The 15235-nt window shown below is 57.6% G+C and carries 13 protein-coding genes and 1 pseudogene; 2 read left to right on the top strand and 12 right to left on the bottom strand.

Going from position 1 to position 15235, the window contains the following annotated elements; translation table 11 throughout:
• Nucleotides 1–154: 154 nt before the first annotated feature.
• The 9 genes from msrQ to mrcB form a co-directional block, all read right to left on the bottom strand.
• Nucleotides 155–769 carry a protein-methionine-sulfoxide reductase heme-binding subunit MsrQ gene (gene msrQ, locus ACP7BE_RS21055; RefSeq protein ID WP_426107123.1) on the bottom strand — a complete coding sequence of 205 codons (615 nt, stop codon included), beginning with the start codon at nucleotides 767–769 and terminating at the stop codon, nucleotides 155–157.
• Nucleotides 769–1782, bottom strand: a complete 1014-nt coding sequence (msrP, locus tag ACP7BE_RS21060) for a protein-methionine-sulfoxide reductase catalytic subunit MsrP (RefSeq protein WP_095002582.1) — start codon at nucleotides 1780–1782, stop codon at nucleotides 769–771. The genes msrQ and msrP overlap by 1 nt, the downstream gene beginning before the upstream one ends.
• Before the next feature lie 63 nt (nucleotides 1783–1845).
• Nucleotides 1846–2703 carry a CDP-diacylglycerol--serine O-phosphatidyltransferase gene (pssA, locus tag ACP7BE_RS21065; protein WP_095002581.1) on the bottom strand — a complete coding sequence of 286 codons (858 nt, stop codon included), beginning with the start codon at nucleotides 2701–2703 and terminating at the stop codon, nucleotides 1846–1848.
• Nucleotides 2704–2847: 144 nt separating this feature from the next.
• Nucleotides 2848–3864 carry a ketol-acid reductoisomerase gene (gene ilvC, locus ACP7BE_RS21070; RefSeq protein WP_095002580.1) on the bottom strand — a complete coding sequence of 339 codons (1017 nt, stop codon included), beginning with the start codon at nucleotides 3862–3864 and terminating at the stop codon, nucleotides 2848–2850.
• 49 nt (nucleotides 3865–3913) lie between these two features.
• Complete coding sequence (gene ilvN / locus ACP7BE_RS21075) at nucleotides 3914–4405, bottom strand: acetolactate synthase small subunit (RefSeq protein WP_016783407.1); 492 nt, start codon at nucleotides 4403–4405, stop codon at nucleotides 3914–3916.
• 2 nt (nucleotides 4406–4407) lie between these two features.
• Nucleotides 4408–6132 (bottom strand): acetolactate synthase 3 large subunit, encoded by a 1725-nt coding sequence (locus tag ACP7BE_RS21080; RefSeq protein ID WP_095018783.1) that lies wholly within the window; start codon nucleotides 6130–6132, stop codon nucleotides 4408–4410.
• Nucleotides 6133–6541: 409 nt separating this feature from the next.
• Nucleotides 6542–6871 (bottom strand): YqcC family protein, encoded by a 330-nt coding sequence (locus ACP7BE_RS21085; RefSeq protein ID WP_095002592.1) that lies wholly within the window; start codon nucleotides 6869–6871, stop codon nucleotides 6542–6544.
• A 5-nt stretch (nucleotides 6872–6876) separates the two neighbouring features.
• Complete coding sequence (locus ACP7BE_RS21090) at nucleotides 6877–7614, bottom strand: tetratricopeptide repeat protein (RefSeq protein ID WP_426107127.1); 738 nt, start codon at nucleotides 7612–7614, stop codon at nucleotides 6877–6879.
• Between the two features lie 16 nt (nucleotides 7615–7630).
• Nucleotides 7631–9955 carry a penicillin-binding protein 1B gene (gene mrcB, locus ACP7BE_RS21095; RefSeq protein ID WP_426107129.1) on the bottom strand — a complete coding sequence of 775 codons (2325 nt, stop codon included), beginning with the start codon at nucleotides 9953–9955 and terminating at the stop codon, nucleotides 7631–7633.
• A gap of 116 nt (nucleotides 9956–10071) precedes the next feature.
• Between mrcB and ACP7BE_RS21100 the strand changes: the two genes are divergently transcribed.
• Entirely contained in the window at nucleotides 10072–11628 is a 1557-nt protein-coding gene (locus ACP7BE_RS21100) for an AAA family ATPase (RefSeq protein ID WP_426107131.1), read from the top strand.
• A gap of 312 nt (nucleotides 11629–11940) precedes the next feature.
• On the top strand, nucleotides 11941–12213 hold the full coding sequence (locus ACP7BE_RS21105) for a TfoX/Sxy family protein (protein WP_095002576.1): 273 nt from the start codon (nucleotides 11941–11943) through the stop codon (nucleotides 12211–12213).
• Nucleotides 12214–12434: 221 nt separating this feature from the next.
• On the opposite strand, the pseudogene ACP7BE_RS21110 reads toward ACP7BE_RS21105, so the two are convergent.
• The 3 genes and pseudogenes from ACP7BE_RS21110 to ACP7BE_RS21120 all read right to left on the bottom strand — a co-directional run.
• Nucleotides 12435–13154 (bottom strand): annotated as a pseudogene (locus ACP7BE_RS21110) (heme ABC transporter ATP-binding protein); the annotation flags it as partial.
• Between the two features lie 47 nt (nucleotides 13155–13201).
• The gene (locus tag ACP7BE_RS21115) at nucleotides 13202–14185 is read right to left on the bottom strand and encodes a FecCD family ABC transporter permease (RefSeq protein WP_169917069.1); all 984 of its coding nucleotides are present in this window, start codon (nucleotides 14183–14185) and stop codon (nucleotides 13202–13204) included.
• 50 nt (nucleotides 14186–14235) lie between these two features.
• Nucleotides 14236–15111, bottom strand: coding sequence for a heme/hemin ABC transporter substrate-binding protein (locus tag ACP7BE_RS21120; protein WP_095002573.1), 876 nt, complete (start codon nucleotides 15109–15111; stop codon nucleotides 14236–14238).
• Nucleotides 15112–15235: the final 124 nt, after the last annotated feature.

Raw genomic sequence — 15235 nt, forward strand, 5'->3', positions numbered from 1 at the left:
TGTCAACACCTCATTTCCTGCTTCGATGACTTGAAGCTGACACCGCCGAAAACCATCCAACTCATTGAAACTCAAGGAGTTTTCCGTTTCGACTGCGCCGGAAGTGGGGCGAATTATAGGCCGTTTGAATCTAGGGTCAAGCACTAATTTGAACTTAAATCGCAGAAGCTGATTTCTTCTTATATAGACGCGGAATCCGGCTCTTCACCATCGGTATGCGCAGTGCCAGCAGACCTACACCTATACAGGCATAAATCGACCATTCCTTGAGGTCCGCCCGCACTATCCAGAGCATATGCAGCAACCCCAAGCCTACTACCACATACACCAGACGATGGAGCTTCTTCCAGCGCGCGCCCAAGCGTCGCTGACTGTAGCGATTCGACGTCACCGCCAACGCCAGTAAACATAAGAACCCCAAGCTGCCGACAATAATGTAGGGACGCTTGCTTAGCTCAACACCCAACTGCGACCAGTCAAACCCCAGCACGAAAGTCAGGTAGGCACACAGATGCAGCACCACATAGGCAAAACACCACAAGCCGAGCTGTCGACGCACCGTGACCCAGCCCGACCAGCCCGTCAGTCTATGCATCGGCGTCATGCTCAACGTCACCAACAGCAGTATCAACGTTCCCAGCCCCAGACGATCGACCAACACCTTTCCCGGGTCTGGCCCCAAGGCAAAGATCCAGGCCTCGTACAACCAATACAAAGGCCAGATGGCCACCACGATAAAGACGCCAAGGCGCCAAAGTAGATGCTTCATCAGTAGTTCTTCCGCAGATCCAGGCCTGTATATAAAGAAGCAACCTCATCGGCGTAACCGTTGAACATCTGCGTATCGCGCACATTGGGACTGAACAGACCGCTCGGCAAGCGTCGCTCTCGCGCCTGTGTCCAACGCGGATGATCAACTTGCGGATTCACGTTGGCATAGAAGCCGTACTCATCCGCAGCAATGCTTTGCCAGGTGGTTTTTGGCTGATCCTCGACCAGACTGATACGCACGATGGATTTCACGCTTTTGAAACCATACTTCCAGGGCACCACCAACCGTAGCGGCGCGCCATTTTGATTGGGCAATTCGCGGCCATACATGCCCACCGCCAAAATCGCCAACGGATTCATCGCCTCATCCAGCCGTAACCCTTCTACATACGGCCAGTCAATCAATGCAAAACCCGAACGCTGCCCCGGCATGACCTTAGGATCCTGCAATGTTTCAAAACGGATATACCTGGCTTTGGAGGTTGGCTCCACCTGCTTGAGCAATGCCGAAATGGGAAATCCCATCCACGGGATCACCATCGACCAGGCCTCTACACAACGCAGACGATAAATCCGCTCCTCCAACTGATAAGGCTTCATGAAGTCTTCCAGCGCGTAACGACCCGGTTTGCCCACCTCCCCGTCGACTACCACAGTCCAGGGCTCGGTTTTCAAGGCACCAGCATTTTGCGCCGGATCCCCCTTGTCAGTGCCGAACTCATAGAAGTTGTTGTAGTGGGTCGCATCCTTGAAAGGCGTGATCGCCTCCCCCTTCACCGTGACGGCCTGCCATTTGGTCTGCGCTAGCTTGTCGGCAAACCAGGCTGGAGCCTTGCCCGGTTCAACATCTGCATAGCGCACCGCATCTTCGGCACTGGCCAAGCGTGGAAGCGCGCCCACAGCCAATCCGGCAAGCGAACTGCCCAACAATGCACGACGGGATAAATAGAAGGATTCAGGCGTAACGTCCGACTCTTTGCAGTCGGACGCTTTAGGCAGCTTGATGAGCATGACAACTCCGCAGTATTGGAGGGCTGATGCACCAATAGACTACGGAGTATGGGAGAAATTACATCACTCGGCGTTTTTGTTACGACGCAAACGCAGCAAGTACTGGATCGGCCCCGATGCCGCATATGCCAGGAAGGCCAGCAACAGAATGCGCGGCGGATCGCTGAACACAACCGCGAAGACCAGCACCACAGCCAGAATCGCCACAAAAGGAACACGCCCTTTCAAGTCCAGTTCCTTGAAGCTGTTGTACTTGATATTGCTGACCATCAGCATGCCGGCTGCCGCTACGAGCAAGGCAACCAGGAACGACATTTTCGAACCCTGAATACCGTAATCACTGAATGCCCATACGATACCCGCCACCACACCAGCCGCCGCCGGGCTGGCCAGGCCGATAAAGTAGCGTTTGTCCGCTGTACCTACCTGGGTATTGAAACGCGCCAGACGCAACGCCGCGCCCGCAACATAGATGAAGGCAACCATCCAGCCGACCTTGCCCATGTCCCCCAGTGCCCAGCCAAAAGCCAGCAACGCAGGGGCAACACCAAAGGCAACCATGTCCGACAAGGAATCGTACTCGGCACCAAAGGCACTTTCGGTATTGGTCATGCGGGCTACACGGCCATCAAGGCCGTCGAGCACCATGGCGACAAAAATGGCGATGGCTGCAAAGGCAAAGTATTTGCTGGCCCCAGCAGTATCACCCGCACTCATGGCACTTTGCGCACTCATGGAACTGATGATGGAGTAAAAACCGGCGAACAGGTTCGCAGTGGTGAAAAGGTTCGGCAGCAGATAGATACCACGATGCCGGACTTTTCGGCCTTCGGCGTCATGCCCTTCTTCGACATGCTCATCGATAGGCAGCAGGCTATCGGCGTCTGAAGCCGCTTTTGGCTCTTCGGGACGTTCGCTCATGGACATTACCTTGCAACGATATGGAAAGTTTCGGTAGAAGCTTGGGGCCAACACGCACCCGCAAACGATCCTGCTTTATACCAGAAGCCGCCGCTTAAACGAAAAAACGCGGCCTAGGCCGCGTTTTCTCTATAGGCTGGGAACTTAGTTCTTTGCCTGGTCAACGATTTTGTTGGCGCCGATCCAAGGCATCATCGAGCGCAGTTGCCCGCCAATGACTTCGATACCGTGAGCAGCGTTGTTGCGACGCTTGGCAGTCATCGAAGGGTAGCCGGTAGCACCCTCGCTGATGAACATTTTCGCGTATTCACCGTCCTGGATGCGTTTCAGAGCGTTACGCATTGCCTGACGGGATTCAGCGTTGATGACCTCAGGGCCAGTCACGTACTCGCCGTATTCGGCGTTGTTGGAGATCGAGTAGTTCATGTTGGCGATACCGCCTTCGTACATGAGGTCAACGATCAACTTCAATTCGTGCAGGCACTCGAAGTAAGCCATTTCTGGCGCGTAACCGGCTTCAACCAGTGTTTCAAAGCCAGCCTTAACCAGTTCAACAGTACCGCCACACAGAACTGCCTGCTCGCCGAACAGGTCGGTTTCGGTTTCGTCCTTGAACGTGGTTTCGATGATGCCGGTACGACCGCCGCCTACGCCCGAAGCATAAGACAGGGCCAGGTTCTTGGCGTTGCCCGACGCATCCTGGTAGATAGCGATCAGGTCAGGGATACCACCGCCACGTACGAACTCGGAACGAACGGTGTGACCTGGCGCTTTTGGCGCGATCATGATCACGTCGAGGTCGGCACGCGGCACAACCTGGTTGTAGTGAATCGCGAAACCGTGGGAGAAGGCCAGGGTGGCGCCCTTCTTGATGTTCGGTTCGATTTCATTTTTGTACAGCGCGGACTGGAACTCGTCCGGGGTCAGAATCATGACCAGGTCCGCAGCGGCAACAGCGCTGGCAACGTCAGTTACTTTCAGGCCATGAGCTTCAGCCTTGGCGACAGTGGCCGAACCCTTGCGCAGGCCAACGGTAACGTCAACGCCGGAATCTTTCAGGTTGCAGGCTTGAGCGTGACCCTGGGAGCCGTAACCGATGATGGCTACTTTTTTGCCCTGGATGATCGAAAGGTCGCAGTCTTTGTCGTAATAAACTTTCATGATTTTCCCTTATATCCAGGCCATTCAGGCCAATTAGCACTTGTTAGTTTTAGATGCTGAGTACTTTGTCGCCACGGGCAATCCCGGTGACGCCACTGCGAACTGTTTCCAGGATCGAGGCGGTTCCAATCGACTGAATGAAACTGTCGAGCTTCTCACTGGTGCCTGTCAACTGCACGGTATACACACTGGCGCTGACATCAACGATCTGCCCACGGAAAATATCCGTGGTGCGTTTGATTTCTGCGCGCTGTGCACCCGTTGCCTTGACCTTGACCAACATCAGTTCGCGCTCGATGTGAGCGCTTTCCGACAGATCCACCAGCTTGACCACTTCGATCAGCTTGTTCAGGTTTTTGGTGATCTGCTCGATCACTTCATCATGCCCCACCGTGGTCAGGGTCAGACGCGACAGGGTCGGGTCTTCTGTTGGTGCCACGGTCAGGCTTTCGATGTTGTAGTTGCGTTGCGAAAAAAGCCCGACAACGCGAGACAATGCGCCCGGTTCGTTTTCAAGAAGCAAGGAAATAATGTGCCGCATGATTAAGTACGCTCCGTCTTGCTCAGCCACATGTCGCGCATGGAGCCATCTTTGATCTGCATCGGATAAACGTGCTCACTGGTATCAACCTGAATATCCAGGAACACCAGGCGATCCTTCATGGCAAAGGCTTCTTCCATTTTCGGCTTGAGGTCTTTCAGATCGGTGATCCGGATACCTACATGCCCGTAAGCTTCAGCCAGCTTGACGAAATCAGGCAGCGATTCCATATACGAATGGGAGTGACGACTGCCGTAGTTCATGTCCTGCCACTGACGCACCATCCCCAGCACTCCGTTGTTGAGGCTGACGATTTTGACGGGCAAGCCGTACTGCAGACAGGTGGACAATTCCTGAATGTTCATCTGAATACTGCCCTCGCCTGTCACGCAGGCAACGTCAGCATCAGGGAAGCTCAGTTTTACCCCCATCGCAGCCGGGAAACCGAAGCCCATGGTGCCCAGGCCTCCGGAGTTGATCCAGCGGTTGGGCTTGTTGAAGCGGTAGTACTGGGCCGCGAACATCTGGTGCTGCCCCACATCGGACGTTACATAGGCATCGCCCTTGGTCACTTCGCAGAGCATCTCGATAACAGCCTGAGGCTTGATCTGGCTGCCGTCGCCCTTGTTGTAAGGGAACAGGTCACCGTCTCCGCGCCACTCGTCGATTTGCTTCCACCAGCTGGCAACCGCTTCCGGGTTTGGCTTGTCGCCGATGTCCTTGAGGATGGCGACCATTTCGGTCAGCACGCTCTCAACAGGGCCTACGATCGGCACGTCCGCCTTGATGGTTTTGGAGATGGACGCCGGGTCGATATCGATATGGATGATCTTGGCATTCGGGCAGAACTTGGACGGGCCGTTGATGACCCGGTCATCGAAGCGTGCACCTACCGCAAGGATCACGTCTGCGTTGTGCATCGCCATGTTGGCCGTGAAGCTGCCATGCATGCCAAGCATGCCGATAAACTGACGGTCGGTGCCAGGGTATGCACCCAGGCCCATCAGCGTATTGGTCACGGGCACGTTGAGCATTTTTGCCAGCTCGGTCAGTGGCTCCGAGCCACCGCCCAAAATAACCCCGCCGCCTGCGTAAAGCACAGGGCGCCTGGCCGCCAGCAGCATCTCTGCCGCCTTGCGGATCTGGCCGGAGTGGCCACGCAAGGCCGGGCTGTAGGAGCGCAGCTTGGCTTTTTTCGGGAAAACGTATTCGAATTTTTCGGCCGGGTTGGTCATGTCTTTCGGGATATCGACCACGACCGGACCAGGACGGCCGGATTGCGCCAGGTAGAACGCCTTTTTCATGACTTCCGGGATTTCCGAAGCATGCTTGATCATGAAGCTGTGCTTCACGATGGGCCGGGAGATACCGATCATGTCGGTTTCCTGGAAGGCATCAGTTCCGACCATGGTACTAGGCACCTGGCCCGAAATGATCACCATCGGAATGGAGTCCATGTAGGCAGTGGCAATACCGGTGATGGCGTTGGTAGCACCCGGCCCGGAAGTCACCAGTACTACACCGGCTTTACCGGTGGCACGGGCGTAGCCGTCAGCCATATGGGTTGCAGCTTGTTCATGACGAACCAGGATGTGGGTAACTTCCGGCTCTTTGAACAGTGCGTCGTAGACATGCAGGAGAGCACCACCTGGGTACCCGTAGATATATTTGACACCTTCGTCGCGCAAAAAGCGGACGAGCATCTCACCACCAGACAAAAGCTCCACGTTGTTCACCTCTAAAACGCCAGAATACCGTCCACAAAAATACGAACGGGTCTTAATAGGTTTACTTTTCAGCAGAGCATGAGCGACGGTGGTCGCCGACTACGTCAGCACTGACTGAGCAAGTATTGGGAACTCCCCAAGTATTGCGGGGGTTTCCCACCCAGCGCGAGGTAACGCGTTGCGGGTGTAACAGGTCGGCGCGGGTGTGCGCCTCATGATCTGCTGAGAGAGCCTGCTTCTGGCAGCCCCTCTACAGCGGGAGTTCGATTCTTGTCATTAGGCCTGTCCAAGTCAAGCCATCAATTCAATTTATTTGCATAAATCGACAGGAACGCACAAAAAAACGCGCAAAATGACAGAAGCCAACAAGAAAATGGATGGCTGCCAGTAAAAACTGGCAGCCATGACCTCAGGAGGCAGGGCTGATCAGGTGGTCAAAGTCTTGAAAATGCTTGAGCAAGGGTTTCCAGTTGCCACGACGCTGGGCAAACACATGCTCAGCCATATGCCAAATACCCGAGACACTGGGCAGAGGCTGCCCCCGTTCGACGATGGTTTTCATCTTCGGCAGGAAGATCCACTGCACCCATTGCTCAAAATCCAGGCGATCGACACTGAACGGCTCCAGGCTGGAAAGGTCGTGTTCGGTCGGGACCTTGTCACTCCACAAGCCCTGGGTGCGCATTTCGTGTTCGATCAGCAGCAGGAACCCGGCAACTTCAGATGTGCGTGCATCCATGACCATCAGAGGCTCACCTTGGCTTTTTGACGGGCCAATGCAGCACCAGCGGCATCACCTTGCTTCTCACGGGCCTGGGCAATCAAACCCCACAAGCTCGCCTGCAAATCCGGACGACCACTAACGAACGTCAAACCGCGGCGGGCAAACTGCTCAGCCTGGGCGGCATCGCCCTGGGCCATACGCACCTGAGCCAGACGATAAAGCACCTGAGGCTCACGAGGGGCCACGCGCTGGGCACGTTCAAGGCTCGATGAAGCGCCGTTCAAGTCGCCGCTCGCCTGTTGTTGCTGAGCGGTGGTAAGCAGCGCCAGCACCGGGCCATCCAGTTGCTCGTCGGCAGCCAGGCCGCCGCTGTTCGACGGAATGCCGCTGGGGGTAATGGCCGTCGGGGCACTGTAGGCCGCGCCCGGTGTGTAGCTACCCGTGTTGATGGGAGCTGCGGCAGGGCCGGGGGTGATCGGCCCCGGCGTAAATGGCTGGGTGCTGATCGGCGTCGACACACTGGCAGCGCCGCCCGGAATCATCACCACAACCCCCGAGTCCTCGGTAATCGTACGTGCCTGAGCGGCACGCGGCGCAGTGGCCTGTGGATAATTCCCCGCCGTACGCTGGGCCGAAACACGCTCGTTATTCGACACCGCAACACCAGAATCGACCACAGGGATGGACCCCTGCGGCACGCTGGCACAACCATTGAGCAAAGCCAGGGCTGAAACAGCCGCAATCCACAACTTATTCACGTCATACCCTCTTTGCTTAATTCAACCAGCCCTTGACCCAATCCATCACGGCTTCACCGGTGGCGGGCTCTTGCCCACCACAACTGGCACCAGCTGGCGGTTCACTGCCGCGAATATACGGCATCTGTACCGCGCCAGGGCAGCCGGCATCCGATCCTTGACCGGTATGCGGATCAATCCAGGCCTGCACAATGTTATCGGGCTGAGGCATGTCGAGCGGCAGCGGGTCAGCCTTCTTCATAAAGCTGGTCCACACCTGCAAGGCACCGGTTGCCCCCGTGAACGGGGTTTTGCCGTTGTCATCGCGCCCCAGCCAGACCACTGCCAGCAAGTCCTGGCTAAAGCCGGCAAACCAGCTGTCACGGGAATCGTTACTGGTGCCGGTCTTGCCCGCCAACGCGAGACTCTTGGGCAGCACGTTATAAACCGAGCGCCCCGTACCTTCGCGCATCACATGCTGCATGGCGTTCTGGATCAGAAAGATCGAGCCCGGATCAAAGCGTTGCTGGATCTGGAACGGGTAACGTTTGAGCGGCTCGCCTTCGGCTGTCAGCACGCTGCGAATGCCGCGCATCGGCGTATTGAAGCCGCCGTTGGCCAAGGTCTGGTACATGATCGCCACTTCCATCGGGCTCAAGGCACCAGCCCCCAGCAACATGGACGGGAATGCCGGAAACTCGCGCTCCACACCCAGTCGCGCCAGGGTCTTGAGTACATTAGGCACGCCGACTTCCTGCCCCAGCCTTACCGTACCGAGGTTGTAGGAGTTCATCATGGACTGATAGAGGAAAATCGTACCGTGAGAGCGGCGGTCATAGTTCTGAGGCTTCCAGATCTGACCATCAGCGCCTTTGATCGACAATGGCTCATCCGACAGCCAACTGGTCAGCGTGTACTTGCTCGGCCGCTCAAGTGCTGTGAGATAGACCGCAGGCTTGATCAGCGAGCCAATCGGTCGCACCGCATCCAGTGCACGGTTGAAACCTGCGTAGCCTGGCGCACGACTGCCGATCAGTGCCTGGACTTCGCCGGTTTCAGGGTTGGTCACCACCATGGCGGCTTCCACTTCATCCGCGCCCTTGCGCCCGGCCAGACGCTTGAAGGTCTCGCCCACCGCAGCTTCGGACTTCATCTGCAGGATCGGGTCGAAGCTGGTGAAGATTCGCAGCCCTTCTTCGGTCAAGTCTTCGTCGCGGTAGTCTTCACGCAGCTGACGCTTGACCAGATCCAGGAACCCCGGGAACGAGCTGTCTGCCAGACTGCCGCGCTTGGTCACGCCCAAAGGCATTTTTTTCGCTGCAGCCACTTGCTCGGGCGTTGCAACACCTTGCTGCTCGAGCAGGTCGAGCACCAGATTACGTCGTACAAGCGCACGCTCGGGGTAACGCCGCGGGTTATAGGCCGAGGGCCCTTTAACCATACCGACCAGCAGTGCTACCTGGTGCAACTTGAGCTCGGCCAGCGGCTGGCTGAAGAAGAACTGGCTGGCCAGACCGAAACCGTGCACCGCGCGTTGACCGTCCTGGCCGACAAACACCTCGTTGAGGTACGCCTCAAGGATTTCGCGCTTGTCATAGTGCAACTCAAGCAGCAGCGCCATCATTGCTTCGGTCAGCTTGCGGCTCAGGCTGCGTTCGTTGGTCAGGTAGAAGTTCTTGACCAGTTGCTGGGTCAAGGTACTGCCGCCCTGGCGCATTTGCCCGGCCGAGGTATTGACCCACATGGCGCGTGCAATCGACTTGGGCGACACCCCGAAATGGTGATAGAAGTCCCTGTCCTCGACGGTGACCAGGGTTTCCAGCAGAAACGGCGGTACCTGATCGATATTGATCAGGATCCGGTCTTCAAGGTTTTTCGGGTACATGCCGCCAATCAGCAGCGGCTCAAGGCGCACCACCGGCAGTTTGGAACCATTGGTCGAGGAAAGCTCGGCAACATAGTCGCCAGAAAATCTTACCCGCACCGGCTGCGCCTGCTCGGCACCTTCATAAAACTGAAAGCCACGGGTATTGAGGTCAACCGTGTTGCCATTGACGGATGCCGCGCCCGGGCCGTTGGCCACGCTTTCACGGCGATAGCCCAGCGCATCGAGCTCGGTGAGGAAGTCGTTCTTGCTCAGCTTCTGGCCGACGAACAGCTCCAGCGGGCGCGCATACACCTTGGCCGGGATGGTCCAGCGCTTTCCGGAGAATTTCTCCTGAACGATGGCATCCAGATAGACGGCAAAACCTGCCAGCACCACCAGGCCGACCAGACTGAGCTTGATTGCCCAGCCCAGCCAGGGCCTGAGGCCGCCAGAGGGACGTTTGGAACGGGAACGAGGAGATCGGGTACGAGTCATGGCGCGAGATTATACGCACTTTATTCATGTTCATCATGCGCAGCCCGGCGGTTTGCACTCCCGCTGCCAGCCGCCATAATGGCGCATCGAATATTCCCGACCTTGAAGGATCAACTGTGAGCCAGAACCTGATTGCCGCCCTGCAAAACCCGGACCTCTATCCCCATGAAGTCGAAGGATTTCAGGTTATCGAGACGCATATCTCCTGGGTCATCCTTACCGGGCCGTATGCCTATAAATTGAAGAAACCGGTCAACTTCGGCTTTCTTGACTTCACCGAACTCAGTGGCCGCGAACACTTCTGCAATGAAGAGTTGCGTCTCAACCAGCGCCTGACCGAAGGCCTGTACCTGGACGTGCTGCCGATCACCGGCAGCGCCGACGTACCAGCATTCGGTGGTGAAGGCCCGGCCATTGAATACGCGTTGAAAATGCGCCAGTTTCCGCAAAGCCAGCTGCTGAGCACACTGCAAGCCAATGGCGAACTGAATGCCGGCCATGTCGACGAAATGGCCCAGCAGATCGCCCGCTTCCACATGCAGGCGCCCCATGTGCCTGCTGCGCACTACCAGGGCACGCCTGAGGCGGTAATGGACCCGGTTCGTCAGAACTTCGAACAAATTCGCCCGTTCCTTTCGGACAAAGCCGACCTGTTGCAACTGGAAGCACTCCAGGCCTGGGCAGAGGCCAGCTTCACCCGCCTCAAACCGCTGTTCGAACAGCGCAAGGCCCAAGGCTTCATTCGCGAATGCCACGGTGACATTCACCTGGGCAATGCCACGATGATTGACGGCAAAGTAGTGATTTTCGACTGCATCGAGTTCAACGAACCGTTCCGCTTCACCGACGTCTACGCCGATACCGCCTTCCTGGCGATGGACCTCGAAGACCGCGGTCTGAAATGCCTGGCCCGCCGTTTCGTCAGCCAGTACCTGGAACTGACTGGTGATTATCATGGCCTGGAGCTGCTGAACTTCTACAAGGCCTACCGCGCACTGGTTCGCGCCAAAGTCAGCCTGTTCAGCATGCCTGCCGAAGCCAGCCCTGTGCAGCGCGCAGCCACTCTGCGTCAATACCGCAACTACGCGAACCTGGCAGAGAGCTACAGCACGATTCCTTCACGTTTTCTGACCATTACGCACGGTGTTTCGGCTGTAGGTAAAAGCTCGGTAGCCATGCGACTGGTTGAAGCTTTGGGGGCGATTCGCCTGCGCTCAGACGTCATCCGCAAGCAACTGTTCGGTCAGCAGACGGCAGAAAACGCAGTCGGCGATGGCATCTACAACGCCGACGCCAGCGTAGCTACCTACAATAAACTGCATGAACTGGCCGGCATCGTCCTGCGTGCAGGCTTCCCGGTGGTGATCGATGCCACCTACCTCAAGCGTGAGCAGCGCGATGCGGCCGCCAAAGTGGCCGAAGCGACAGGTGTTCCTTGCCTGATCCTTGACTGCACCGCCCCGGACGCCGTGATCGAAGGCTGGCTGGCCCATCGCAAGTCCGTGGGTACCGACCCGTCTGACGCCACCCTGGAAGTAGTCAAAGCTCAGCAAGCCAGCCGCGAAGCGCTGGGCGCTGATGAGATCCTGCGCAGCAAGCGTGTTGAAACCCACAACAGCAAAAGCCTCGACACTCTGATTGCCGACATTCGCCAGCGCTTGCCGGGCCTGTAAGGTCCATGTTCGCCGTGGAACCGCAACGGTTTCACGGCGTTTACCTGCGTAACATCGCCCGTTAACACAAATACGACATCAGATCCGGCGCTGGCGTTTCACAGTCGCCAAGGTGGATTGAATGGTCATGGGCGCTCTACCCTCTTGGGTCCAGGGAACTGATTTGCGCCTTACTACAGCACATTCGCTCAATTCCAACTCCGCCTTGTTCCAAAACCGACTAACGGACTACGAATTTCCTACTGAGCGCTACACTCAATAGAGTCAACATACCCCGTAAACGCTGAGCTCACGCCGTCGCAAGGAGAGCTGATGAACGATGAACTCCAGCATTTGAAAAATCTTGGCAAGACCTCTTCACAATGGCTGCACGCTGTTGGCATTCACAGTGCCGCGGACTTGAAGCGCCTGGGCGCAGTGGATGCCTACCGGGCGGTGAAGGCACGAGGGTTCAGAGCCTCCAAAGTACTTTTATATGCTATCGAAGGTGCCCTGCTGGATGTTCACTGGAACGATATTCCTGCAGAACGCAAAGAGGCCCTCAATCAGCAAGTCGAGCATCTGGCCACACTGAAAAAGGCCTGATACGGCAGGCTGGCAACGAACACGATGAACGGTAAAAAACAGTTGTTGACTTGGTAATGAGAATTGTTATGATTACGCCATCTGGTCGCGAGACCAGTCGATCTTCTGAAAGGCCCTTGGTTCGGACTCTCAGAAAATCTCCTCATCAGGCTAATCACGGTTATTTGACCCGGCTCTTGCCGGGTCTTTTTTTGCCTGTGGAAAAGTGCTTGGGCGGCTGCTCAGCGAGCAATTACCATCGGGCAACCCAGCTCCGGGTGCGGCTGCACTAAAACATCGAGCCCAAACACGGCCTTGAGTTCATCCGGCTGCAATACCGCTTGCGGGCAATCCAGAGCCCGTGGGCGCCCCTGTTCCAGCAAGAGCAAGCGGTCACAGTAACGCGCCGCCAGGTTAAGGTCATGCAGGATGATCAACACCGCGGCGCCGCGATCAGCAAATGCCCGAATGGCCTTGAGCGTGGTGTGCTGATGCAAGGGGTCGAGCATTGAAGTGGGTTCATCAAGCAACAGGGTCTGCCCATTTTGCCCCGGCCATAATTGCGCCAGTACCCGTGCCAGATGCACACGCTGACGCTCGCCCCCCGATAAGGCCAGGTAGCTGCGCCCCGCAAGATGCTCAACATCGGCGGCCTGCAATGCCTCATGGATTATTTCGGCGTCGCGAGTGCGACCCGTCTGATGAGGCAGTCGGCCCATGCCCACCACTTCTTCAACGCGAAAGGCAAAATCCAGGGTCGAGGTTTGCGGCAGGACAGCGAGGCGTTGTGCCCGCTGCGCGCCCTTCCAGTGGCTCAAGGCCAGCTCATCCAGCCAGACCTGCCCGCCACTCGGCGCCAGCTCCCCGCACAAGGCCGCCAGCAGAGTACTTTTACCCGCGCCATTGGGGCCGAGCACACCCAGTACTTCCCCCGGGCGTACATCAAGGGTGACATCCGCCAGCACGATTTTCTGATCGCGACGGATCTGCAGGTTTTCCGTACGCAGCATCAGTGGCGTCCTCGCATCAGCAAATACAGGAAGAAAGGTGCACCGAGAAACGCAGTAACAATCCCGATGGGCAGTTCGGCTGGCGCCAGCGCCAGGCGAGCGATCAAGTCGGCAAACAGCAACAAGGTGGCCCCCGCCAGTACCGAAGCAGGCAACAGCACCCGGTGATCAGGCCCCGCCAGCAGTCGTACCAGATGCGGCACCACCAGCCCGATAAAGCCAATCATGCCTGCCGCTGCCACAGCGGCCCCCACCCCCAGGGCCGTGCAGAACACCAGTTCGCGCTTCAGGCCTTCAACGTCGATGCCCAGGTGATTGGCTTCGGATTCCCCCAACAGCAGTGCATTGAGCGCGTTCGCCCGCCGGGGCAGCCACAGTGCGACCCCCACCGTCACAATCAACAGTGGCCACAGCCGTGCATAGCTGGCGCCATTGAGACTGCCCAGGTTCCAGAATGTCAGGGTGCGCAAGGTCGCGTCATCGGCGAGATAGGTAAACAAACCCACAGCAGAACCAGCCAAGGCTGTCAGGGCAATGCCCGCAAGCAACATCACCGCCACATTGGTCTGACCGTTGCGCCGGCCCAACCGATACACCAGCGCCGTCACCCCCAAACCACCGATAAACGCACACAGCGACAGCAGGTACGGGCCCATCACTTCCGGCAACCCGCCAAAAGCAGCCCCGCCGACAATCGCGATCGCCGCCCCGAGGGCGGCGCCGCTGGATACGCCGACCAACCCCGGATCGGCCAGCGGGTTGCGAAACAACCCCTGCATGGCTACACCTGAGAGCGCCAGCACGCCACCCACCGCCAGCCCCAACAAGGTTCGCGGCAAGCGGATCTGCCCCAGGATCAATTCGGCCTGCTCCAGGCCTTCACCCGCAATCGGCACCCCGATCAGGCGCAGTGCCGCGCGCAAGGTGTCAAACAACGGCAGGCTCACCGGCCCCAGTGCCAGCGACAGCCAGATCGACAACAGGCACAACGCGCTCAAACCTGTAAACAGGGCCCGGGGTTTAACCAACGTCCTCATTGGCTGACCGGAACCGCGGGATAGAACTCAGCCGTCAGTTGCTTCAGGCGTTCCGGCAGACGCGGCCCCAGGCCACCCACCAGCAGCGTCGGGTCCAGCTCATAGACACGGCCATTTTTAGCGGCGCGTATAGATGCCAGTACCGGGTTTTCTTTCATAAGCGCTTTGCGCGCCGCCTCACCGGTCAGGCTGCGGTCGGCAAATACCAGCACTTCAGGGTTGAGCCCCGCCAGCGCTTCCACCGAAAACGGCTTGTAACCGCTGTGGGTCGCCAGGTTATGTCCCCCCGCTTGCGTCAGCAGCCAGTCCGCCGCCGTATCTTTGCCAGCAATCATCGGTTTACCACCGGCATGGCCCAACAGTAGCAATACCCCGGGTGCCTGATGACTGGCTTGTGCGGCCTTGACCTGCTGTTGATGCTCTTCCAGTTGCTGCTGGTAGTCCTTGAACACTTGCGCTGCCTGCGCCTCATCCCCCAACAGGCGCCCCAAATGCTGCAAGGTGCCCTCAAGGCTGGCAAGGTCTGCCTGGGCCGAAAACATCTCCACCGGCACACCGGCACCGCGAATCTGCAACAACACCGCGGCCGGGCCCATTTCTTCAGTGCCGATCAGCACATCCGGCTTCAGGCTCAGGACACCTTCTGCCGAGAGTTGGCGCTGATAGCCGATACTGGGCAGCGACTTGAGTGATTCAGGATGCTGGCTGGTGGTATCGACCCCAACCAATTTAGACTCCGCACCCAATACGCTGACCCACTCCGAAAGCGCTCCTCCGGCGCTGACCCAACGTTGTGGCAACTCGCCAGCCAGGCTGACATGACTGATCATAAGGCCTGCACAGAACGTAATCAGGCGGGTACTCAGGCGCATACAGAGGCTTTCCTTGAATAAAGAGGGCTCACAATTTTCACGCTGTGAAAACAGCACATGCAGAGCAAGCCGCCATTTGATAATTGTTTGCATTTGCACGTCAACCTGTTAACCCGCTCAGAAA

The sequence above is a fragment of the Pseudomonas sp. TWR1-1-3 genome (assembly GCF_049896805.1).
GTDB classification, from domain to species: domain Bacteria; phylum Pseudomonadota; class Gammaproteobacteria; order Pseudomonadales; family Pseudomonadaceae; genus Aquipseudomonas; species Aquipseudomonas bubulae.